The sequence below is a fragment of the Micromonospora sp. NPDC048170 genome (genome assembly GCF_040652795.1).
GTDB lineage: Bacteria > Actinomycetota > Actinomycetes > Mycobacteriales > Micromonosporaceae > Micromonospora.
The window spans coordinates 14,193-39,258 of the sequence record NZ_JBEZMR010000049.1; the positions used below are offsets into that span (position 1 = coordinate 14,193).

Genomic DNA, 25,066 nt, shown 5'->3' on the forward strand with positions numbered 1-25,066 from the left:
GAGCTCCGTACTGGGGACAACGGTCAGGAATCGGTTCCGTCAAGCGCCAGCCTGACGAGGGTGTCGGTGTCCATCTCGTCGAGGTCCAGGGTCTCGTCGGTGGACTCGTCACCGGCGCCGCCGTCGGCATCGGTGAGGTTGAGCAGCAGGTCCAGCAGGCCGGCCTCGCGGATGCGGGCCAGCGGGATGGTCGCGAGCGCCTGCCGCACCGCCACCTCCGCCGGGTCGCCGCCGTCCGCCTGCCGCGCCTCGGGCAGCAGTCCGTCGAGCAGGTTGTCGGCGAGGACGGCCGGGTTGGGGTAGTCGAAGACGAGGGTGGCCGGCAGCGACAGGCCGGTGGCCGACGTCAGCCGGTTACGCAACTCGACCGCCGTCAACGAGTCGAAGCCGAGCTCCTTGAACGCGCGCCCGGGCTTGACCCGCTCCGTGCCGAGGTGACCGAGCACGGCCGAGGCGTGGGTGCGGACCAGGTCGACCAGGTGCCGGACCTGCTCGTTGCGGGGCAGGGTGAGCAGGTGCTCCCGCAGCCCGTCGGCGGCGCCGCCCGGCTGCTCCGCGCCGAGGGCGTGGACCGCCTCCCGGGCCTCCACGATGTCGTCGAGCAGCGGCCGGGGCCGGGCCGAGGCGTACGCCGGGGCGAAGACCGCCCAGTCCACGTCGACCACGGTCAGCGCCGCCCTGGGCAGGCCGACGGCGCACCGCATGGCGTGCACGGCGTCGGCCGGCGCCATCGCGGTCAGGCCGCGCCGGGCCAGCAGTTGCTGGGCCTCGCCGGTGGCCATCCCGCCGTCGGCCCACGGTCCCCAGGCCACGGACGTCGCCGTCAGGCCCCGCCCGCGACGGTTCTCCGCCAGCGCGTCGAGGAAGGCGTTGCCCGTGGCGTAGGCGGACTGTCCGCCGCTGCCCCACACCCCGGCGATGGAGGAGAAGAGCACGAAGGCGTCCAACGGCCGGTCGCCGAGCAGGGCGTCCAGGTGCAGGGCACCGGCGACCTTGCCGTCGAGCACGCCGGCGAACGCGGCCAGGTCCGTGTCGGCGATCATGCCGACGTCGCCGGCGCCCGCCGCGTGCACCACGGCCGTCAGCGGCGCGGGGTCCTCGTCCAGCCGGGCCAGCAGGGCCGCCACCTGATCGCGGTCGGCCACGTCGCAGGCGACGACCGACACCCGGGCGCCCTGGGCGGTCAGCTCCTCGCGCAGTTCGGCGGCGCCGGCGGCACGATCGCCACGACGGCTGGTCAGCACGACGTGCGCGGCGCCGTTGGCCGCGGCCCACCGGGCCACGTGGGCGCCCAGCGCGCCGGTGCCACCGGTGATCAGCACCGTGCCGGACGGCCGCCACCGCTCCGCCGTGTCGGGAGCGGCGGCCGCCGCCCGGACGAGACGACGGACGAACATCCCGGAGGGTCGTACGGCCACCTGGTCCTCGTCGCCGGAGCCGGTCACCACCCGTGCCAGCCGGTCCCAGCCCGTCGCGTCGACGTGGTCGGGCAGGTCCACCAGGCCACCCCACAGCTGGGGGTGTTCCAGGCCCGCCACGAGTCCCAGACCCCAGAGTCCGCTCTGGGTGACGTCGCGCAGCGGGTCGCCGTCGCCGGTGCTGACCGCGCCCCGGGTCAGGCACCAGAGCCGGGTCGTCGCCCCGGCGTCGTGCAGCGCCTGGAGCAGCAGCAGCGTGGCGGCCGTCCCGACGGGCACGGCCGGGTGGGCCGGGTGCGGCTGGTTGCGAAGGCCGAGCAGGGAGAGCACGCCGGTGACCGGCCCGTCGGCCAGTACGCCGGCAAGCCGTCGGGCGAGGTCGGCCCGGTCGGTGCCGATCGGGTCGACGGTCAGTCGGACCGTGTCGGCGCCGAGCGCGGCGAGGGCCTTGGTGACCGACTCCGCCAGGGTGCCGTCCGACAGGTCGTCCTCCGCGGTCACGAGCAGCCACCTGCCGGGCTTCGCCGGGTCGGCGGTGACGTCGGTCCGCTTCCAGCCGACCCGGTACGACCACCCGTCCACGACCGCCCGCTGTGTACGCGCCCGGTGCCAGGTCGACAGGACCGGCAGGACGGGGGTGAGGGCGTCCAGGGCCGCGCCGTCGTCGCCGAACTGTGCCGCGAGGGCGGCCAGGTCGGCGCGTTCCACGGCGTCCCAGAAGTCGGCGTCGCCGCTGTCCGTCGTCGTCTTCCGCGGTCGGCTTGCCGGCTCCGGCCAGTACCGCTCCCGCTGGAAGGCGTACGTGGGCAGGTCGACCCGACGCGCCCCCGTGTCGGTGAACCACTCCTGCCACGCCACCGGCAGCCCGTGCACATGCAACTCCGCCAACGCCGCCAACAGCCCGTACGCCTCCGACCGATCCCGACGCTGCACCGCAACAGTCAGGATGCCGTCACCGTCGGGCAGGATGTCCGCGGCCATCGCCGTCAGCACGCTCTGCGGACCGACCTCCACGAACACGTCCACGCCCGCCGCACGCAGCGCGGTGACCCCGTCGGCGTAGCGGACCGCCTCCCGCACGTGCCGCACCCAGTAGTCGGCGGTGCGGATCTCGTCGGCATCTGCCAAGGCACCGGTCACGTTCGACACGACCGGCAGCAACGGCGCCGAGAACGTCAACCCGTCAAGAACCGTCCGGAACTCCGCCAGCATCGGCTCCATGAGCGGACTGTGGAACGCGTGGCTGACCGTCAGGCGACGTGTCCGCGCGCCCCGGTCCCGCCACACCCGCTCGACCTCGTCGAGGGCATCGACGGCACCGGACACCACCACCGACGACGGACCGTTGACGGCGGCGATGCCCACCCGGTCGGTCAGCCCGGCGATGGACTCCGCCACCGTCTCCTCGTCGGCGGCCACGGCGAGCATGCCGCCACCGGCCGGCAACGCCTGCATCAACCGACCCCGCGCCGCCACCAGCTGGCACGCATCCGCCAGGGACAGGACCCCCGCGACGTACGCGGCGGTCACCTCACCGATCGAATGACCAGCAACCACGTCCGGCACGACACCAAACGACTCCACCAGACGGAACAGCGCCACCTCGACCGCGAACAGACCGGCCTGCGTGAACACCGTCTGATCCAGCAACCCCGCATCCTGGGTGCCCGCCTCGGCGAACAACACCTCCCGCAACGCACCCGGCAACAACGGATCCAGCTGCGCACACACCTCGCTCAGTGCGGCGGCGAACACCGGGAACGCCTCGGACAACTCCCGGCCCATACCCGCACGCTGCGCGCCCTGACCCGAGAAGAGCAGCGCCAGTTGGCCTCGCTGGGCGGCCGCACCGGAGACGACCGTACCGACGGGGTCGCCACCGGCGAGGGCGGTCAACGCCGCGACCAGGTCGTCCCGGCTCGCACCGGTCACCACCACGCGATGCTCCAACGCCGAACGCGACACCACCGACGACCACGCCACGTCCAACGGACGCACACCCTCGTCCCGGCTCAACCACGCCGCCCACCGCTCAGCCTGAGCGACCAGCCCGGCCCCGTCGCGAGCCGACAGCAGCACCGGCACGGCCGGCGGCACGTTCCCGGCGGCGATCTCGCCCTCCACCAGCTCGGCCGGCGGCTGCTCGATGATCACGTGCGCGTTGGTGCCGGAGATCCCGAACGACGACACCGCCGCCCGACGCGGCCGGTCCACCGTCGGCCACGGACGTGCCTCGGTCAGCAGGGAGATCGCACCGGCGGACCAGTCCACGTGGGGCGTCGGCTCGTCGAGGTGCAGGGTCGCCGGCACCAGGCCGTGCCGCATCGCCATGATCATCTTGATCACACCGGCCACCCCGGCAGCAGCCTGGGTGTGGCCGATATTCGACTTCACCGACCCCAACCACAACGGCTCGCGGCCCTGCCGGTCCTGACCGTACGTCGCCAGCAACGCCTGCGCCTCGATCGGGTCGCCGAGGATCGTGCCCGTGCCGTGCGCCTCCACGGCGTCCACGTCCGCAGTGGTCAGACGCGCGTTCGCCAGGGCCTGACGGATCACCCGCTGCTGCGACGGGCCGTTCGGCGCCGTCAAACCGTTCGAGGCACCATCCTGGTTCACCGCACTGCCACGCACCACCGCCAGGACCCGCCGGCCCTCCCGCTGGGCGTCCGAGAGCCGCTGCACCAACAGCACGCCAACGCCCTCGGACCAACCCGTGCCGTCAGCACCAGCCGCGAACGACTTGCACCGACCATCCTGCGACAGACCACGCTGCCGCGAGAACTCGATGAACGTCCCCGGCGTCGCCATCACCGTCACACCACCAGCCAGAGCGAGATCACACTCGCCACTACGCAACGCCTGCACCGCCAGGTGCAACGCCACCAGCGACGACGAGCACGCCGTGTCCACACTGACCGCCGGGCCCTCCAGCCCGAACGTGTACGCCACCCGACCCGACAGCACACTGCCGGAATTGCCGGTGCCGACGTACCCCTCGACCTCGTCGGCCAACTCCATCAGCCGCGTCGCGTAGTCGTGGTACATGACGCCGGCGAACACGCCCGTCCGGCTGCCCCGCAGCCGCTGCGGATCCAGTCCCGCCGACTCGAACGTCTCCCAGGACGTCTCCAACAGCAACCGCTGCTGCGGATCCATCGCAAGAGCCTCACGAGGCGAGATACCGAAGAAGCCCGCGTCGAACGCCCCGGCCCCGTACAGGAAGCCGCCGTGCCGGGTGTACGACGTGCCAGGGTGGTCCGGATCGGGGTGGAACAGCGACTCCAGGTCCCAGCCGCGATCGGCCGGGAACTCCCCGATCCCCTCCCCTCCGGTGCTGACCAGCTTCCACAACTGGTCGGGAGACTCCACGCCACCCGGGTAGCGGCAGGCCATGCCCACGATCGCGATCGGCTCGTCGGCGTCGCCGGTCGTCGACTCGTCGGAGGCGACGACCGCGAGCCGTTCGCCGAGCAGTTCCTGGTACACGTGGGCCGCCAGGACCTGCGGGGACGGGTAGTCGAAGACCAGGGTCGAGGTGAGCCGCAGGCCGGTCGCGCCGTTCACGCGGTTGCGCAGCTCGACGGCGGTCAGCGAGTCGAAGCCCAGCTCCCGGAACGCCCGGTCCGCCGGCACCGCCTCCGCGCCGCCGTGCCCCAGCACCTGCGCGACCAGGCCACGCACCAACTGGTCCACCTGCGCGAGGCCGTCCTGCTCGCTGAGGCCGGCGAGCCGGTCGGCCCAGCCGTCACCGCCCTGCCCCGCCCGGCGGCGGTTCGTGGCCGTTCCGACCAGGACCCGCAGCATCGGCGGCACCACCCCGCCGGAGGCCGCCGTCCGCAGCGCCGGCACGTCGATGACGGCCGGCACCAGCGCCGGTCGGTCCGCCCCCAGGGCGGCGTCGAACAGCTCCAACCCGGTGCGGACGTTCATCGCCCGGAGGCCGACGCGCGCCGACCGGGCACGGTCGGTTCCGCCGATCGACGCCGCCATGCCGGCGGTGTCCCACATCCCCCACGCCAGGCTCACCGCCGGCAGACCACGCTGCCGCCGGTACACCGCCAGGCCGTCCAGGAACGCGTTACCCGCCGCGTACGCCGACTGACCCGGCGAACCCAGCACCCCCGCCACCGAGGAGAACACCGCGAACAGATCCAGGCCGAGGTCGGCCGTCGCCTCGTGCAGCCACCAGCCCGCCGACACCTTCGGCCCCAGCACCCCCGTCAACCGCTCGGCGGAGAGCCGCTCGATCACGCCGTCGTCCAGCACGCCGGCCGCGTGCACCACGCCTGCCAACCGGCCCCCGGCGGAGATCTCGCCGACCAGGTCGAACACCTGGTCCCGGTCCGTCACGTCACAGGCCGCCACCCGCACGGTGGCACCCAGCGCGGTCAACCGCGCCGACAGTTCCTCCGCACCCGCCGCACCCCTGCGCGACGCCAGCACCAGCGACCGCACCCCGCCCGACGAGACGAGGTGCTCCGCGACCAACGCACCGAGCGCACCGGTGCCGCCGGTCACCAGCACCGTGCCCTCGCCGAGCACGGGACCGTCGGCGGGCATCGGGGCCACCGCCCGCACCAGTCGCGGCACGAACACCTCACCGGCGCGGATGGCCAGTTGGCCACCGGCCGGGTCACCGGCGAACCGGGCGAGGGTGCCCAGCACGCTGGGGTTCACGCCACGGTCGACGTCGGCCAGGACGATGCGGGCCGGGTGCTCCGACTGCGCCGATCGCAGCAGTCCCCACACCGCGGCCCCGGCCAGGTCGACGACCTCGTCCTCGTCCCCGACGGACACGGCGCGCCGGGTCATCACCACCAGCTTCGAGTCCGCCAGGGCGTCGGCCTTCAACCACGCCTGTACGAGGCCCAGCACGTCCGCCGTCATGGCCCGGGCCTGTTCCGCCTGGTCGACGTCGTCGGTGTCCAGCCCGGTCGGCGCGAACAGCAGCAGGCGCGGCGGCGCGGTACCGGTGTCGATCGCTGCCAGCAGTTGGGTGATCGTCTCCGCGGAGGAGCCGCCGGGGATCCCCGGCAGGGCCGGTCCGCCCAGCACCGCCCAGCCCGACACGTCGTCGACCGGTTCGACCTCCACGGTCTGCCAGGCCACCTCGAACAGCGAGCGCGCGGCCCCGCTCGGGGCAACCTCGCCGGTCAGCTCCCGCAGGACCAGGGAGTCCACCGACACCACCGGCGCACCCACCTCGTCACACGCCACCAACCGCGCGCCGGAACCGCTGCGGGTCAACCGCACCCGCAGCACGCCCGCACCGGTGGCGTGCACCTGCACACCCTCGAACACGAACGGCACCCGCGGTCCACCCGACTCCGCCCCCAGCAACAACCCGACCGGGTGCAGCGCCGCGTCAAGCAACGCCGGATGCACCCCGAACCGGGCAGCCTCCATCGCCACGTCCTCCGGCAGGATCACCTCGGCGAACACCTCGCCACCGCCGGTCCACACCCGCCGGAGCCCCTGGAACGCCGGCCCGTACGACAGGCCACGCTCCGCCAACGCCGGATACCAGCCCGCCAGGTCCACCTCGGCGGCGCCGGCCGGCGGCCAGGCACCCGTCCTCGGCTCGTCCGCCGTGGGCGACTCCAGCACGCCCTCGGCATGCCGGGTCCAGCCGGCCTCGGGGTCGTCGTCGGGGCGCGAGTAGACGGCGACGGGACGCTGCGGCGAGTCCGACGCGGACACCCGGACCTGGATCCGTACGCCACCCGCCTCGGGGAGCACCAGCGGCACCAGCACCGTGAGGTCGCGCAGCCGGGGCAGGCCCACCTCGTCGCCGGCCCGGACGGCCAGCTCGACCAGGGCGGTACCCGGGACCAGCGTCAGCCCGGAGACCACGTGCTCCGCCAGCCACCCGTGCGTGGCCAGGGAGAGCCGGCCGGTCAACACCACCTCGTCGTCGCCGGCCAGGTCCACCGCCGCGCCGAGCAGCCCGTGCCCCGCCACACCGAGGCCGGCGCCGCTGACGTCACCGGCCCGCAGCCGGCCCACGGCCGGCCAGTACCGCTGCCGCTGGAACGGGTACGTCGGCAGGTCGACGGGGCGGGTCACGGTGCCCGGAAGGAGGGCGGTCCAGGTGACCGGCACGCCGTGCACGTGCAGCTCCGCCAGCGCGTTCATGAGCGACACCGGTTCGGGCCGGCCCGGACGCAGGGTCGCCACCACCGCGGCCGAGGGCGTGGTCGCCTCGTCCGGCAGGCAGTCTCGCACCATGCCGGCGAGCACCGCGTCGGGGCCGAGTTCGAGGAACGCGCGGACGTTGCGCCCGCGGAGGCTGGCGACGCCGTCGGCGAACCGGACCGTCTCGCGTACGTGCCGGACCCAGTAGTCGGGGGTGCCGATCTCGTCGGGGTCAGCGACCTCCCCGGTCAGGTTCGACACGATCGGCAGGGTCGGCCAGTGGAACGTCAGTCCGTCGAGCACCCGCCGGAACTCGGGCAGCATCGGCTCCATCAGGGGGCTGTGGAACGCGTGGCTGACCGTCAGCCGGCGGGTGCGTACGCCCCGCTCCTGCCAGGTCCGCTCCAGTTCGTCGAGCGCCTGGCCGTCGCCGGAGACCACCACGGCGGTCGGGGCGTTCACGGCCGCGACGCCGACCCGGCCGGTGTGCCCGGCCAGCGACTCCACGACGGCCGGCTCGTCGGCGCCGACGGCGAGCATCCCGCCGCCCGGCGGCAGGGCCTGCATGAGCCGGCCGCGGGCGGCGACCAGGGCGCAGGCGTCGGCGAGGCTGAACAGGCCGGCGACGTGGGCGGCGGCCACCTCGCCGATCGAGTGCCCGGCCACCACGTCCGGCACCAGGCCGAACGACTCGACCAACCGGAACAGCGCCACCTCGACCGCGAACAACCCGGCCTGGGTGAACACCGTCTGATCCAGCAGCCCCGCCTCCTCCGTGCCCGCCTCGGCGAACATCACCTCACGCAACGGACGCGGCAGCAACGGGTCGAGGTGTCCGCACACCTCGTCCAGCGCCGCGGCGAAGACCGGGAACTCCGCGTACAACTCGCGACCCATACCGGCACGCTGCGCGCCCTGCCCGGAGAAGAGGACGGCGGTCCGCCCGCCCCGGGCGACGCCGTGCACGACGGCGGCCGAGGGCTGGTCGTCCGCCACCGCGTCGAGCGCGGCAAGCAGGCCGTCCCGGTCCCGGGGCAGCAGCACCGCGCGGTGCTCGAAGGTGCTCCGGCTGGTGGCGAGCGCCCGGGCGACGTCGGCGACGGTCAGGTCCGGCTCGTCGACCACCAGGGTCCGCAGCCGGCGGGCCTGCTCACGCAGGGCGTTGTCGTCGCGGGCCGAGAGGACGCAGGCGACGAGGTCGCCCGGGGCCGTCCCGGTGGGTGCTTCGACCGGCGGCGGGGCGTACTCCGGCGCCTGTTCGATGATGGTGTGCGCGTTGGTGCCGCTGATGCCGAACGACGACACCGCCGCCCGGCGCGGACGGTCCACGGCCGGCCACGGCTGCGCCTCGGTGAGCAGGGCGACCGCCCCGGAAGCCCAGTCGACGTGCGGCGACGGCTCGTCCGCGTGCAGGGTCGACGGCAGCAACCCGTGCCGCATCGCCTGCACCATCTTGATCACACCGGCCACACCCGCCGCCGCCTGCGCGTGACCGATGTTCGACTTGATCGACCCCAGCCACAGCGGCCGGTCCCACGGCCGGTCCTTCCCGTACGTCGCCAGCAGCGCCTGCGCCTCGATCGGGTCGCCCAACGCGGTGCCGGTGCCGTGCGCCTCGACGGCGTCCACGTCGGCCGGGGTCAGGCGGGCGTTGGCCAGTGCCTGCCGGATCACCCGCTGCTGCGACGGGCCGTTCGGGGCGGTGAGGCCACTGCTGGCGCCGTCCTGGTTGATCGCGCTGCCCCGCACGACGGCGAGGACGCGGTGTCCGTTGCGCTGCGCGTCGGAGAGGCGTTCGAGCAGGAGCATGCCGGCGCCCTCGGCGAAGCCGGTGCCGTCGGCGCCCGCGCCGAAGGCCTTGCACCGACCGTCGGACGACAGGCCACGCTGCCGGGAGAACTCGGTGAGCATGCCGGGGGTGGACATGACGCTCACCCCGCCGGCGAGGGCGAGCCGGCACTCGTCCTGCCGCAGCGCCTGGGTGGCCAGGTGCAGCGCCACCAGCGACGACGAGCAGGCGGTGTCGACGGTGACCGCGGGGCCTTCCAGTCCGAACAGGTACGAGATCCGCCCCGAGGCGACGCTGCCCGCGCTGCCGTTGCCGACGTAGCCCTCCAACTCGTCGGTCGTACCGGCGGCCTGGGAGGCGTAGTCGTGGTAGATGAGCCCGACGTAGACGCCGGTGCTGCTGCCCCGCGCCGAGTGCGGGTCGATTCCCGCCCGTTCGAAGGCCTCCCAGGACGTCTCCAGCAGCATCCGCTGCTGCGGATCCATGGCCAGCGCCTCCCGGGGTGAGATCCCGAAGAAGGCGGCGTCGAACTGGGCGGCGTCGTGGATGAAGCCGCCCTGGCGGGGTACGGACGGATTGTCCTCGCCGTCGGCCCGCAGGTCGTTCAGGTCCCAGCCCCGGTCGGTGGGGAAGGGCGAGATGACGTCGGCGCCGGCGGTGACCAGGTCCCAGAGCTGCTCGGGGGTCTGCACCTCGCCGGGGAACCGGCAGGCCATGCCGATGATGGCGATCGGCTCGTCGAGCGCGGCGGCCGTGCCGACCGCCGCGGGCCGGGCCACGGCCGTGCCGCCGCCCAGTTCCTGGTCGAGGAACTCGGCGAGCACCATCGGGGCCGGGTAGTCGAACGCCACGGTCGCGGGCAGCCGCAGCCCGGTCGCGGCGGACAGCCGGTTGCGCAGTTCCACCGAGGTGAGCGAGTCGAAGCCCAGTTCCTTGAAGGCGCGGTGGGCGTCGACGTTCTCCGCCGAGCGGTGCCCGAGCACGGCGGCCACGTTCGTGGCCACCAGGTCGAGCAGGTGACCGCGCCGCTCCGTGGGGCTGAGCATCGCCAGGCGGTCCCGCACCGACGCGGCGTCCGCCGGGCCCCGGCCCACCGTGCGTCGCGCGGGCGCGGAGGTGCGGATCAGGTCGCGGAGCAGGCTGGGTACGGTCCCGCCCGCCGGCCGTGACGCCGCTGGCGGCAGGTTCATGAGTACGAGGTGAGCGGTGCCGCGCTGCCGCGCCAGCTCGTAGAGCGCGACGCCCTGCTGGTCGGTCAACGGGGCGCTGGTGGCGCGGATCGCCTTGCGGTGCTCGTTGCCGCCGAGGTGGGCGGTCATCGCGCTGCTGGTGGCCCACAGTCCCCAGGCGAGGCTGGTGGCGGGCAGTCCCTGCTGCCGGCGGTGCCGGGCGAGGGCGTCGAGGAACGCGTTGGCGGCGGCGTAGTTGCCCTGCCCCGGTGAGCCCAGGGTGGCCGCGACTGAGGAGAACATCACGAACGCGGCCAGGTCCAGGTGGCGGGTGGCCTCGTGCAACGCCCAGCCGGCGTCCACCTTCGGCGCCATCACCGTACGCAGGGCCTGCTCGTCGAGCGAGCCGATGGTCGCGTCGGCGATCGCCCCGGCGGTGTGCACCACCGCGGTCAGCGGGTGCGCCGGGTCCACCAGCTCCAGCAGTCGGGCCACCTGGGCGGGGTCGGCCACGTCGGCGGTGCCGACGGTGACCCGGGCGCCCTCCCGGGTGAGCTCGTCGATCAGGTCCTGGTACTGCTCGGGGCCGCGGCGGGAGGCCATCAGCAGGTGGCGGGCCTGACCGGTGGCGACGAGGTGCCGGGCGAACACGCCGGCGAGAGCGCCGCCCGCGCCGGTGACCAGTACGGTGCCGTCCGGCTCGACGGGCGCGGGCACCCGCAGGACGACCTTGCCGACGTGGCGGGCCTGGCTGATGTGCCGCAACGCCTGCCGGGCCTGCCGTACGTCCCATGAACGCACCGGCAACGGCCGCAGGGCGCCCTGCTCGAACAGGGCCAGCACCTCGGTCAGCATCTCGCCGATCCGCCGGTGTCCGGCTTCGTTGAGGTCGAACGCGCGGTAGGCCACCCCGGGGTGCCTTGCGGCCACCACCTCCGGGTCGCGTACGTCGGCCTTGCCCATCTCCACGAACCGGCCACCACGCGGCAGGAGCCGCAGCGACGCGTCGACGAACTCACCGGCCAGGGCGTCCAACACCACGTCCACCCCGGCACCACCGGTGACCGAATCGAACGCCTGCTCGAACTCCGTGCTCCGCGACGACGCGATACGCTCGTCGGCGACCCCCAGCCCCCGCAGCACGTCCCACTTGCCGGGGCTGGCGGTGGCGAACACCGTCGCGCCCCAGTGCCGGGCGAGCTGGATGGCGGCCATGCCGACCCCACCCGCACCGTTGTGGATCAACACCGACTCGCCCGACCGCAACCCGGCCAGGTCACGCAACGCGTAGAAGGCGGTCAGGAAGACGACCGGCACCGACGCGGCCTGCGCGAAGGACCAGCCGGTCGGGATCTTCGCGACGAGATCGCGGGTGGCGATCACCTCGGGGGCGAAGGCGGGCTCGAACATACCCATCACCCGGTCGCCGGGCACCAGGTCCGTCACACCCGGGCCGACCTCGACCACCACGCCCGCACCCTCACTACCCATCACCGCCGCCGGATCCGGATACATCCCCAACGCGATCAACACGTCACGGAAGTTCACCCCCGCCGCCCGCACCGCGACACGCACCTGACCCGCGTCCAACACCCCGGGCACCGCACGAACCAACCCGATCCCGTCCAGGGTGCCGGGGGCCACCGCCCCGACCCGCCACAGGCCGGCCGGGGGGACCAGTTCGTCGGCCACCGGGCCGGTGGGCCGGCTCAGGCGCGGCGTGCGCACCTCGTCGCCGCGCAGCGCCACCTGGCCGCCCGTCGCCGCGGGTTCCCCGGCGATGCCGGCCAGCACGGCGAGGGTCGCCGGGGTCAGTTCGCCCTCGACGTCGGCGAGGACGATCCGCCCCGGGTGCTCGGACTGCGCCGACCGCAGCAAGCCCCAGACCGCCGCGCCGGCCAGGTCCCGCAACGAGTCGGCCGGCGTGGCCACCACGGCGCCCCGGGTCAGCACCACCAGCTTCGTGTCGGCCAGGGCCTCGGCGTCCAGCCAGGAGTGCAGCACGTCCAGGACCCGGGCGGTGGTCGCGCGCACCAGGTCGGGCAGTTCGGCGTCCGGCGTGTCCGGGCGTACCGCGAGCACCAGCGCGCGGGGCGTCTCGACCGTCCCGGCGGAGACCGCCCCGACCAGGTCGCCGACGGTCGGGAACACCGGCGTGGGCAGGCCCGCCGGCGCGTCGGTGTCGCCGAGCAGCACCCAGCCGGAGAGGTCCTGCGCCGGGGTCACCCGCTCGGGCTGCCAGGTCACCTCGAACAGCGACCGCTCCGCGGTGTCGGGGCGGGCGGTGTCGGTCATCTCCCGCAGCGCGAGTGACTCCACCGAGACCACCGCGGTGCCCGACTCGTCAGCGGCCACCAGCCGCACCCGGGAACCCGTCCGGGTCAGCCGCACCCGCAGCGCTCGCGCCCCGGAGGCGTGCACCTGCACGCCCTCGAAGGCGAAGGGCACCCGAGGCCCGTTGGACCGCTCGGTCAGCAGCAGCCCCACGGGGTGCAGGGCGGCGTCCAGCAGCGCCGGGTGCACGGCGAAGCCGGCGGTGTCGGCGGTCGTCTCGTCGGGCAGGGCGACCTCGGCGTACGCCTCGTCGCCGACGGTCCACAGCCGGCGCAGGCCCTGGAACGCCGGGCCGTAGCTCAGGCCCCGCTCCGCCAGTGCCGGGTACCAGCCGGCGAGGTCCACCTCGGAAGCCCCGACGGGCGGCCAGGGGCCCACCTCCGGCTCGTCGGCGGCCTGTTCCAGCACGCCGTCGGCGTGCCGCACCCACTCGGCCTCCGGGTCGCCGTCGGGCTGCGAGTGGACCGCCACCGACCGGGCGTCGGCGCCGTCGGCCGCGCCGACCCGCACCTGCACGCGCACCGCGCCGGACTCCGGCAGCACCAGCGGAGCCGCCATGGTCAGCTCCCGTACCCGTGACGCGCCCACCTCGTCACCGGCGCGCACGGCCAACTCCACCAGGGCGGTACCCGGCAACATCACCGCGCCGCCGACCGCGTGGTCCGCGAGCCACGGGTGCGTCGACACCGACAGCCGCCCGGTCAACACCACCTCGTCGTCACCGGCCAGTTGCACCGCCGCACCGAGCAGCCCGTGTCCCGCCACGCCCAGGCCCGCGCCCGACACATCGCCGACCACCGACCGGTCCACCGCCGGCCAGAACCGCTCCCGCTGGAAGGCGTACGTCGGCAGATCCACCGGGGCGGCACCGGAGCCGGCGAACACCCTCGCCCAGTCCACGGTCACCCCGGCGGCATGCAGCTCACCGAGGCCGGTCAGCAGTTGCCGCGGCCCACTCTCGTCGCGGCGCAGCGAACCCACCACGATGCCCGCGTCGAGCGCACCGGTGGCCTTCTCGAGCGCGTCCTGGACGACCACCTTGAGCACAGGGTGCGGGCTGACCTCGACGAAGACCCGGAAGCCCTGGTCGATCAGCCGGTCCACCACCGGCGCGAGCCGGACCGTTTCCCGCAGGTTGCGGTACCAGTAGTCCGCGTCGAGCTCGGCGGTGTCGATGGGCTCGCCGGTGACCGTCGAGTGGAAGGCCACCGCGGTCGACCGGGAGTCGACCGTGCCGAGGGCGGCCGTCAGGTCGTCGCGTACGGCGTCGACGTGGCCGCAGTGCGAGGCGTAGTCGACGGCGATCGCCCGGGCCCGGAGGTCCCGTTCGGCGCAGTGCGCGAGCAGTTCGGCGACCGACGCCGAGTCACCGGAGACCACGGTCACGGCGGCGCCGTTGAGGGCGGCGACGGAGAGGGTGCCCTGCCACGGCGCGATCAACTGCTCGGTGTCGGCGGCCGGGAGCGGGACGGAGACCATGCCGCCGTGGCCCGAGATGGCCAGCAGGCCGCGGCTGCGCGCCACGACGAGCCGCACCGCGTCGGCGAGGGTCAGCGCGCCGGCGGCGCAGGCCGCGGCGATCTCCCCCTGCGAGTGCCCGACGACAGCGGCCGGTTCGATGCCGCACGACGTCCAGAGCCGCGCGAGGGACACCATGACGGAGAAGAGCACGGGCTGGACCACGTCCACCCGGTCCAGGGGCGGCGCGCCGGGCGCCTCCCGCAGCACGTCCTCGAGGGACCAGTCCACCAGCCCGGACAGTTCCTCCGCGCACTCGGCCATCCGCTGCCGGAAGACCGGCGAGGTGTCCAGCAGGTCGAGCGCCATGCCCGCCCACTGCGAGCCCTGGCCGGGGAAGACGAAGACGACCTTCGGCGTCGCGTCCGCGCTGGCCGGCGAACTGTCGCCGGAGGCGAGCGCGGCCAGCCGGGTGACGGCGTCGTCCCGGTCCGCGGCCACGGCGACCGCCCGGTACGGGTGGTGGGCCCGCTCGGTGGCCAGGGAGAGGCCGAGGTCGCACAGGTCCAGGTCGGCGTCGCCGGCGAGCCGCTCACCGAGGCGGGCGGCCTGCGCCCGGAGCGCGCGAGGGCTCCTGCCGGACACCAGCAGGGGCACGGCGGTGGGCCCGACCAGGCCGGGAAGGTCCCCTGCCGGCGGGGGCGTCGCCGGAGCCGACTCGTCGGGCGCCTGTTCGATGATGGTGTGCGCGTTGGTGCCGCTGATGCCGAACGACGACACCGCCGCCCGGCGCGGCCGATCCACCGCCGGCCACGCCCGCGCCTCGGTGAGCAGGGCCACCGCACCGGCCGACCAGTCGACATGCGGCGACGGCTCGTCCACGTGCAGCGTCGACGGCAGCAACCCGTGCCGCATCGCCTGCACCATCTTGATCACACCAGCCACACCCGCCGCCGCCTGCGCGTGACCGATGTTCGACTTGATCGACCCCAACCAGAGCGGGTCTCCGCCGTTGCGGTCCTGCCCGTAGGTGGCCAGCACCGCCTGCGCCTCGATCGGGTCGCCGAGGGTCGTGCCGGTACCGTGCGCCTCGACGGCGTCCACGTCGGCCGGGGTCAGGCGGGCGTTCGCGAGGGCCTGCCGGATCACCCGCTGCTGCGACGGGCCGTTCGGGGCGGTCAGCCCGTTGGACGCGCCGTCCTGGTTGACCGCCGAGCCCCGGACCACGGCGAGCACCCGGTGCCCGTTGCGCCGGGCATCGGAGAGGCGCTCCACCAGGAGCATTCCCACGCCCTCGGACCAGCCGGTGCCGTCCGCGCCGGCGGCGAACGCCTTGCACCGCCCGTCCGGGGCCAGCCCACCCTGCCGGGAGAACTCGGAGAACATGCCGGGCTGCGCCATCAGCGCCACCCCGCCGGCCAGGGCCAGGTCGCACTCGCCGCCGCGCAGCGCCTGGGCGGCGAGGTGCAGCGCCACCAGGGACGAGGAGCAGGCGGTGTCGACGGTGACCGCCGGGCCTTCGAGGCCGAACGTGTAGGCGACCCGGCCCGAGGCGACGCTGCCCGCCGTTCCGGTGAGCAGGTGCCCCTCGAGGCCCTCCAGGTCGTCGCGTCCACTGGTGGCGTAGCCGGAGGAGGCGGCTCCGATGAAGACACCGGTGGCGGTGCCGCCGAGACCGGTGGGGTCGATGCGGGCGTACTCGAAGCTCTCCCAGGCGGTCTCCAGCAGCAGCCGCTGCTGCGGGTCCATGGCGAGGGCCTCGCGGGGGCTGACGTTGAAGAAGCCGGCGTCGAAGGCGGACGCGTCGTAGAGGAATCCGCCCTGGTCGGTGACGGTGCCGCCCGCCTTGTCGCCGTCGGTGGCGTACAGCCGCTCCAGGTCCCAGCCGCGGTCGGTGGGGAAGCCGCCGATGGCGTCGGACCCGGAGGTGACCAGCTGCCACAGCTGCTCGGGGGTGGCGATGCCGCCGGGGTAGCGGCAGGCCATGCCGATGATGGCGATCGGCTCGTCGGCGTCGGCGGTGACGGCGGTACGGACCGTCGGGCCGGCGCCGGTGGTGTGGCCGAGCTGCTGGAACAGGTGGTCGGCCAGCCGGGCCGGGGTGGGGTGGTCGAAGGCCAGCGTGGCGGACAGCCGCAGCCCGGTCGCGGCGCCCAGCCGGTTGCGCAGTTCCACCGAGGTCAGCGAGTCGAACCCGAGGTCCTTGAAGGCCCGGGCGGCGGGGACCGTCTGCGCCGAGGCGTGACCCAGCACCGTCGCGGCCTGTCCGCAGACCAGGTCGACCAGCGCCTGTCGGGCATCCGCCTCGGACAGGCCGCCCAGCCGGTCGCGCCACGACGCCCCGGTGGTCTGCTGGTCGGTGGCGGTCCGCCGTCGGCCGGCGGCGCGGAGCAGGTGCCGCATCAGCGGCGGCACCTGGCTCGCCTCCCCGGTGAGCTGGAGTCGGGCCGCGACGACGACCGGCGGGACCGCCGGGAGGGCGGCGTCGAGGAGTTCGGCGCCCTCGGCCGGGGAGAGACCGCTCATCCCGACCCGACGGAGCCGCTGCTGGTCGTCCCCGTCGAGGTGGGCGGTCATCGCGCTGGCGGTGGCCCACATGCCCCACGCGATGCTCGTGGCGGGCAGTCCCTGCTGCCGGCGGTACGCGGCGAGCGCGTCGAGGAACGCGTTGGCGGCGGCGTAGTTGCCCTGCCCCGGGGAGCCGAGGGTGGCCGCGACCGAGGAGAACACCACGAACGCCGCCAGGTCCAGGTGGCGGGTGGCCTCGTGCAACGCCCAGCCGGCGTCCACCTTCGGCGCCATCACCGTACGCAGGGCCTGCTCGTCGAGCGAGCCGATGGTCGCGTCGGCGATCGCCCCGGCAGTGTGCACCACCGCGGTCAGCGGGTGCGCCGGGTCCACCCCGGCGATCAGCTCGGTGACCTGTGCGGGGTCGCTGACGTCGACGGCCACGGCGGTGACGTCGGCGCCCGCGTCGGTCAGTTCCCGGACCAGGACGGCGTAGTCGTCGCCGGGGTGGCGGCGGGAGGCCAGCAGCAGGTGGCGGGCCTGACCGGTGGCGACCAGGTGCCGCGCGACCACGCCGGCCAGGGTCCCGGACGCTCCGGTGACCAGCACGGTGCCGTCGGGGTCCACCGGGGCGGGGACGCGCAGCACCACCTTGCCGACGTGGCGGGCCTGGCTGATGTGCCGCAACGCCTGCCGGGCCTGCCGCACGTCCCACGAACGCACCGGCAACGGCCGCAACGCACCCTGCTCGAACAGCGCCAGCACCTCGGTCAGCATCTCGCCGATCCGGATGCTGCCGGCCTCGTTCAGGTCGAACGCGCGGTAGGCCACCCCGGGGTGCCTTGCGGCCACCACCTCCGGGTCGCGTACGTCGGCCTTGCCCATCTCCACGAACCGGCCACCACGCGGCAACAACCGCAGCGACGCGTCGACGAACTCACCGGCCAGGGCGTCCAACACCACGTCCACCCCGGCGCCGCCGGTGACCGAACCGAAAGCCTGCTCGAACTCCGTGCTCCGCGACGACGCGATCCGCTCGTCGGCGACCCCCAGCCCACGCAGCACGCCCCACTTGCCGGGGCTCGCCGTCGCGTGGACGGTGGCGCCGAGGTGGTGGGCGAGCTGGATGGCGGCCATGCCGACCCCACCCGCACCGTTGTGGATCAACACCGACTCGCCCGACCGCAACCCGGCCAGGTCACGCAACGCATAGAAGGCGGTCAGGAAGACCACCGGCACCGACGCGGCCTGCGCGAAGGACCAGCCGGCGGGCATCTTCGCGATCCGCGCCCGGTCGGCGACCGCCTGCGGGCTGAACCCGAGCTCGAACATGCCCATCACCCGGTCGCCGGGCACCAGGTCCGTCACGCCCGGGCCGACCTCGACCACCACGCCCGCACCCTCACTACCCATCACCGCCGCCGGATCCGGATACATCCCCAACGCGATCAACACGTCACGGAAGTTCACCCCCGCCGCGCGTACGGCAACACGCACCTGACCCGCGTCCAACACCCCGGGCACCGCACGAACCAACCCGATCCCGTCCAGGGTGCCGGGGGTGACGGAGGCGAGGTGCCATGGCCCGGACGACGGCGGCGTCAGCTCGTCGCCCGCCGGCCGCACCAGCCTCGGCACGAGGGTCCGGTCGCCCCGCACCGCGAGCTGGCCGCCGGAGACCGACGGGTCGACCGCGGCTCCGGCCAGCACGGCGAGGGTCGCCCGGTCCAGCTCCCCCTCGACGTCGGCGAGGACGATCCGCCCCGGGTGCTCGGACTGCGCCGACCGCAGCAGGCCCCAGACCGCCGCGGCAGCCAGGTCGGTGACCTGGTCGTCGTCGCCGGCGGCCACCGCACCCCGGGTGACCACCACCAGCTTCGCGTCCGCCAGCGCTTCGGCGGCGAGCCAGGACCGCAGCACCTCCAGGACACCGTTGGTGACCGACAGCACGGCGTCCGGCACGGCGACGCCGGGTCCGCCGGCCGGCACCGTCAGCAGCACCTGCCGGGCCGGCGCGCCGCTCGCCGCCAGCGCCGCCACGTCCGCGAAGGCCGGCAGCTCCGGCAGCGCAGCCGGTGCGGGCAGGCCCAGCGCCACCCACCCCGGAAGGTCGTCGACTCCACCGATCCGGTCGGCCTGCCAGGCCACCTCGAACATCGACCGGGCGGCGGCACCCTGCGTCGCCACGGCGGTCATCTCCCGCAGCACCAGGGAGTCCACCGACACCACCGGCGCTCCCGAGCCGTCGCAGGCGACCAGCCGCACCCCGGACCCGTCCCGCGTCAACCGCACCCGCAGCGTCCTGGCACCCGAGGCGTGCACCTGCACACCCTCGAACGCGAACGGCACCCGCGGCCCGCTCGTCGCCTCCGCCGCCAGCAGCAGCGCCACCGGGTGCAGCGCGGCGTCCAGCAGCGCCGGGTGCACCCCGAACGCGGTCGCGTCCCCGGCCGCCCCGTCCGGCAACGCCACCTCGGCGTACGCTTCACCGTCAGCCGTCCAGGCACGCCGCACACCCTGGAACACCGGCCCGTACGACAGGCCGTGCTCCGCCAGCGCCGGATACCACCCGGTCAGGTCCACCTCGGTCGCGCCCGCCGGCGGCCACGCCCCGACACCCGGCTCGTCGGCCGACATCGGTTCGAGCACGCCGTCGGCGTGCCGCACCCACTCGGTGTCGCCGTCCTCCTCGGGCTGGGAGTACACGGACACCGACCGGACTCCGGCGCCGTCGGCCGCGCCGACCCGCACCTGCACGCGCACCGCGCCGGACTCCGGCAGCACCAGCGGCGCCGCCACCGTCAGCTCCCGTACCCGCGACGCACCCACCTCGTCACCGGCGCGCACGGCCAACTCCACCAGGGCGGTACCCGGCACCACCACGGCGCCGCCGACCACATGGTCCGCCAGCCACGGATGCGTCGACACCGACAGCCGCCCGGTCAGCACCACCTCGTCGTCACCGGCCAGCCGCACCGCCACACCGAGCAGCGGATGCCCCGCCACGCCCAGGCCCGCGCCCGACACGTCGCCGACCCGCCACGGCACGACCTCGGGCCAGAACCGCTCCCGCTGGAAGGCGTACGTGGGCAGGTCGATCCGCCGCGCGCCGGTGTCGGTGAACCACTGCTGCCAGTTCACCGGCACGCCGTGCACGTGCAGCTCGGCCAGCGCCGTCAGTAGCCCGTGCGTCTCCGGCCGGTCCCGGCGCTGGGCGGCGACGGTCAGCACGTCGCCGTCGGGCAGGATGTCCGCCGCCATCGCGGTCAGCACGCTCTGCGGACCGATCTCCAGGAACGTGTCCACCCCGGCGTCGCGCAGGGCCGCGATCCCGTCGGCGTAGCGGACGGCCTCCCGCACGTGCCGCACCCAGTATTCCGGTGTACGGATCTCCTCGCTGTCGGCGAGCGTCCCGGTCAGGTTCGACACGATCGGCAGCACGGGCGCGGCGAAGGTCAACCGCGTGACGATGCCCCGGAAGCGCTCCAGCACCGGCTCCATCAGCGGGCTGTGGAACGCGTGGCTCACCGTCAACCGGCGGGTACGCACACCCCGCTCCCGCCACACCCGCTCGATGTCGTCGAGGGCGTCGACGGCACCCGACACCACCACCGAGGTCGGCCCGTTCACCGCCGCGATGCCGACCCGGTCGGTCAACCCGGCGATCGACTCCGCCACCGCCACCTCGTCGGCGGCCACCGCCAGCATGCCGCCACCGGCCGGCAGGTCCTGCATCAACCGGCCGCGAGCCGCCACCAGCAGACACGCGTCCTGGAGGGACAGCACTCCGGCGACGTGCGCCGCGGCGATCTCGCCGATCGAGTGCCCGGCCACGAAGTCCGGCACGACGCCGAACGACTCCACCAGCCGGAACAGCGCCACCTCGACGGCGAACAACCCGGCCTGGGTGAACGCGGTCTGGTCCAGCAGCTCCGCCTCGGCGGAACCCTCGGCCGCGAACAGCACCTCACGCAATGGGCGCGGCAGCACCCGGTCCAGGTGCCCGCACGCCTCGTCCAGGGTGGCGGCGAAGACCGGGAACGTCTCGTACAGCTCCCGGCCCATGCCGGCACGCTGCGCGCCCTGGCCGGAGAAGAGCACCGCCAGCGGACCCGGATCCCCGGCCTGGCCCGTGACCACCGTGCCCGACGACGCTCCCACCGCCAGCGCCTCCAGGCCCGCCAGCAGGCCCGCGCGGTCCTCGGCGAGCACCACCGCACGCCGGTCGAGCGTCGAGCGGGACACCACCGACGACCAGGCCACGTCGAGCGGGCGCGACTGCTCGTCCTCGCCCCACCAGCGGGCCCACCGGCCGGCCTGCGCGGACAACGCGGCCGGCTGCGCGGCGGAGAGCAGCACCGGCGCGACGACGGGCCGGCGCGACGGGGCGGCCTCGGCGGCGTCCGGGTCGGAAGTCGGGGCCTGCTCCAGGATCAGGTGGGCGTTCGTGCCGCTCATGCCGAAGGACGACACGGCGGCCCGGCGGACGTGGTCGCCGCCCGTCCACGGCCGCGCCTCGTCCAGCAGCGACACGGCCCCCGCCGACCAGTCGATGTGCGGGGACGGCTGGGCCACGTGCAGGGTGGGCGGCAGCACGCCGTGCCGCATCGCCATCACCATCTTGATGACGCCGCCGGCGCCCGCGGCGGCCTGCGGGTGACCGATGTTCGACTTCAGCGACCCCAGCCACAGCGGCCGGTCGGCGGCCCGTCCCCGGCCGTAGGTGGCCAGCAACGCCTGCGCCTCGATCGGGTCGCCGAGCCGGGTGCCCGTGCCGTGCGCCTCGACCACGTCCACGTCGGACGGGCTGAGCCGGGCGTTCTCCAGCGCCTGCCGGATCACCCGCTGCTGGGAGGGGCCGTTGGGAGCGGTCAGGCCGCTGCTGGCGCCGTCCTGGTTCACCGCGCTGCCCCGGATCACCGCCAGGACGGGGTGACCGTTGCGCCGGGCGTCGGACAGTTTCTCGACGAGCAGCATGGCGACGCCCTCGGACCAGCCGGTCCCGTCGGCGTCGGCGGAGAACGCCTTGCACCGGCCGTCGGAGGCGAGCCCCCGCTGGCGGGAGAACTCGACGAAGGCGCCGGGCGTGGCCAGCACGGTGACGCCGCCCGCCACGGCGAGGGAGCACTCGCCGTCGCGCAGGGCCTGGCCGGCGAGGTGCAGGGCGACCAGCGAGGAGGAGCAGGCGGTGTCGATCGTGACGGCCGGGCCCTCCAGCCCGAACGAGTACGCCAGCCGGCCCGACATGACGCTCGCCGCCGTGCCGGTGAGAACGTAGCCCTCCGTGCCTTCGGGCAGTTGCCGCAGCACGGACGTGTAGTCCTGCCCCGCGGTGCCGACGAACACCCCGGTACGACTGCCCCGCACCGACTCCGCGTCGATGCCGGCCCGCTCGAAGACCTCCCAGGTCACTTCGAGCAGGAGCCGCTGCTGCGGGTCCATGGCCAGCGCCTCGCGCGGCGAGATCCCGAACAGGGTCGGATCGAACAGGCCGGCGTCCCGCAGGAAGCCGCCCCGGTTGCTGTAGGTGGTGCCGGGGTGGTCGGGATCGGGATCGTAGAGCCCGTCGAGGTCCCAGCCCCGGTCGTCGGGGAAGGTCCCGGTGGCGTCCACGCCGCCCGCGACCAGGTCCCAGAGGTCCTCCGGTGAGGCGACACCGCCGGGGAACCGGCAGGCCATGCCGACGATCGCGATCGGCTCGGCGTCCTCGTTCTCCAGCTCGGTCAGGCGCCGGCGCGCCAGGCGGAGCTCGGAGGTCACCCACTTCAGGTGTTCGAGGAGCTTGTCTTCGTCCGCCATGACCCACCCGCCCAGAGCTTGCTATTGACCGGAATCTGCCGATTCGTTGACCACGCCACCGCCGACGGACCGGCTTCGTGCACAGGTGAGTGGAGACATGACCGTTCGGCTCATGAACCCGATCCCTGTTCCGAATTCCGGTTGTCGTGCCTGCTCAGGCGCCCGCCACGCCGGACCGTCCTGCCGACACACGCCCGCCACCGTGACTGGACGCTACTGAGCGCCAATCTCGTGCCCAACCCCTAGAGAACCCCTGATCGACCGGCCCGCAAGGGCCGTCGCGGCGCACTCCGGAGGAGCCTGCGACCAGCAGTGCGACCGCCGGTCAGGCGGGCTGGCCGGCCGCCGTCGGCAGGATTCGGCGCAACTGTCCGGGAGGCGTCGAGCGGCGACGCCACTCCCGTGGGTAGCCCACCGAGACCTCCTCGAACCGGACCCCGTCGTACCAGGTGGTGCGCGGGATGTGCAGGTGGCCGTAGACGGCGACACGGGCGTCGAATCGGACGTGCCAGTCCGCGGTGGCCTCGGTGCCGCACCACTGCGCGAACTCCGGGTACCGGAGGATGCGGGTGGGCTCCCGGACGAGCGGGAAGTGGTTGACCAGAACGGTGGGGAGCCCGCCCCGTTCGGCGGTGAGCCGACGCTCGGTCAGGGCCAGCCGCGCCCGGCACCAGGCGTCCCGCGTCGGGTACGGGTCCGGATGCAGCAGGATCTCGTCGGTGCAGACCACGCCGACCTCGTGGGCCCGCGCCAGGGCCTGCTCCCGGGTGTACGTCCCGGCCGGCCGGAAGGTGTAGTCGTAGAGCAGGAACAGCGAGGCGACGAGGACCGGGTCGTCTCCCTGCGGGTCCCAGACCGGGTACGGATCCTCCGGGGTGACCACGCCGAGACCGCGGCACAGCTGCACCAGGTGCTGGTAGCGCGCCTCCCCCCGCAGCTGCACCGGGTCCTCGCGGGGGGTCCAGAGCTCGTGGTTGCCGGGAGCCCAGATCACCTTGGCGAACCGGCGGCTGAGCAGCCCCAGCGCCCACTCGATGTCGCTGACGAACTCTCCGACGTCACCGGCGACGATGAGCCAGTCGCCGTCCCGCTCCGGCCGCAGCCGTTCGACGACGGCCTTGTTCTCGGCGTGGACCACGTGCAGGTCGCTGATGGCGAGCAACTGAGGCAGGCCGGATCCGGCCATGCGGACCTCCCGTCCATCCGGGGTACCGCACGCACCCACATCCGTACCGTTCGACTGCCGATGGGCAGGGCGAAACGACCTGACGGGCTCCGACCCTACGGAGCCGGGACCGCACCGGCACACCCCTAGACAGGCTCCACGGACCCCTAGGCGGCGACGACGCCGGTCAGGTCGCGGTGTCCCGCGCCGCCGGAGTGTCCTACTCAGGCCCGCCGTGCGGCACCACGGCGGGCCTGACGTCCGGTCAGGACTTCCCGAACTCCCGCTGGATGATGTCGAAGAGTTCGTCCCGGCTCGCCGACTCCAGTGCCTCCCCGGCGGTCGGCGTCGGTGTGGCGGCGGGTCGCCCCCGCCACCTGGCCACCAGTTCCTCCAGCCGGCCGACGACCGTCTCGTCGACCTGGTCGCCCGGCAGCCCGCCGAGGAGCTCGTCGAGGCGTTCGATCTCCGCCACGATCGGCAGCGCCGGCTGGTCGGGCGCCAACTCGGCCCGCAGGTGACCGGCGAGCGCGTTCGGCGTGGGATGGTCGAAGACGAGGGTGGCGGGCAGCCCGATCCCCGTCTCGGCGGTCAGCCGGTTGCGCAGTTCGACGGCGGTGAGGGAGTCGAAGCCCAGTTCGAGGAAGCCGCGGCCGGGCCTGATCCCGCTCGGCGTGGCGTGTCCCAGCACCGCCGCCGCGGTGCCGCGGACCAGGTCGAGCAGGATGCGCTCGCGTTCCGACCCGGAGGCGGCGGCCAGCCGTTCCCGCAGCGCCGACGCCGCGCCACGGTCCTCGGCGCTCGGCGTCGCCTCGTCCGGCCCGGACTGTGCTTCGGGGATCTCGGCAAACAACCGAGACGGACGCAACGCCGTAAACGACGACACAAACCGATCCCACCGCACATCCGCCACCACCACCTCACCCTCACCCTCATCCAACACCCGCTGCAACGCCACCACCGCCAACTCCGGCACCATCCCCGGCAACCCCCGCCGACCCAACTCCTCCCCCGCCACACCCACCGCCATACCCGCCCCACCCCACGGACCCCACGCCACCGACGTCCCCACCAACCCACGACCCCGCCGCGACACCACCAACCCATCCAAAAACGCATTCGCCGCCGCATAACCCACCTGACCCGCCGAACCCCACACCCCCGCAATCGACGAAAACACCACAAACGCATCCAAATCCAAACCCGCCGTCAACTCATCCAACACCACCGCACCACCAACCTTCGCCCGCAACACCTCCTCCACCTCACCCACACCCACCTCACCCAA

General features: G+C 74.1%; 3 protein-coding genes and 1 pseudogene. All 4 read right to left on the reverse strand.

Translation table 11 applies throughout. The features are described 5' to 3' along the window. Positions 1–23: 23 nt before the first annotated feature. Positions 24–22,613: a type I polyketide synthase gene (locus tag AB0D32_RS31510; RefSeq protein WP_357098142.1), complete on the reverse strand. Its 22,590-nt coding sequence runs from the start codon at positions 22,611–22,613 to the stop codon at positions 24–26. Positions 22,614–22,938: 325 nt separating this feature from the next. Then, entirely contained in the window at positions 22,939–23,799 is an 861-nt protein-coding gene (locus tag AB0D32_RS31515; RefSeq protein WP_357098147.1) for a metallophosphoesterase, read from the reverse strand. Positions 23,800–24,043: 244 nt separating this feature from the next. Then, positions 24,044–24,808: a phosphopantetheine-binding protein gene (locus AB0D32_RS31520; protein ID WP_357098150.1), complete on the reverse strand. Its 765-nt coding sequence runs from the start codon at positions 24,806–24,808 to the stop codon at positions 24,044–24,046. A 21-nt stretch (positions 24,809–24,829) separates the two neighbouring features. Continuing rightward, a pseudogene (locus AB0D32_RS31525) lies at positions 24,830–25,057 on the reverse strand (KR domain-containing protein); the annotation flags it as partial. Positions 25,058–25,066: the final 9 nt, after the last annotated feature.

Bases quoted from the DNA above. Each gene is read 5' to 3' on its own strand.
- AB0D32_RS31510 (WP_357098142.1), bottom strand. From the start codon at position 22,613: ATGGCGGACGAAGACAAGCTCCTCGAACACCTGAAGTGGGTGACCTCC.
- AB0D32_RS31520 (WP_357098150.1), bottom strand. From the start codon at position 24,808: ATGGCGGTGGGTGTGGCGGGGGAGGAGTTGGGTCGGCGGGGGTTGCCG.
- AB0D32_RS31515 (WP_357098147.1), bottom strand. From the start codon at position 23,799: ATGGCCGGATCCGGCCTGCCTCAGTTGCTCGCCATCAGCGACCTGCAC.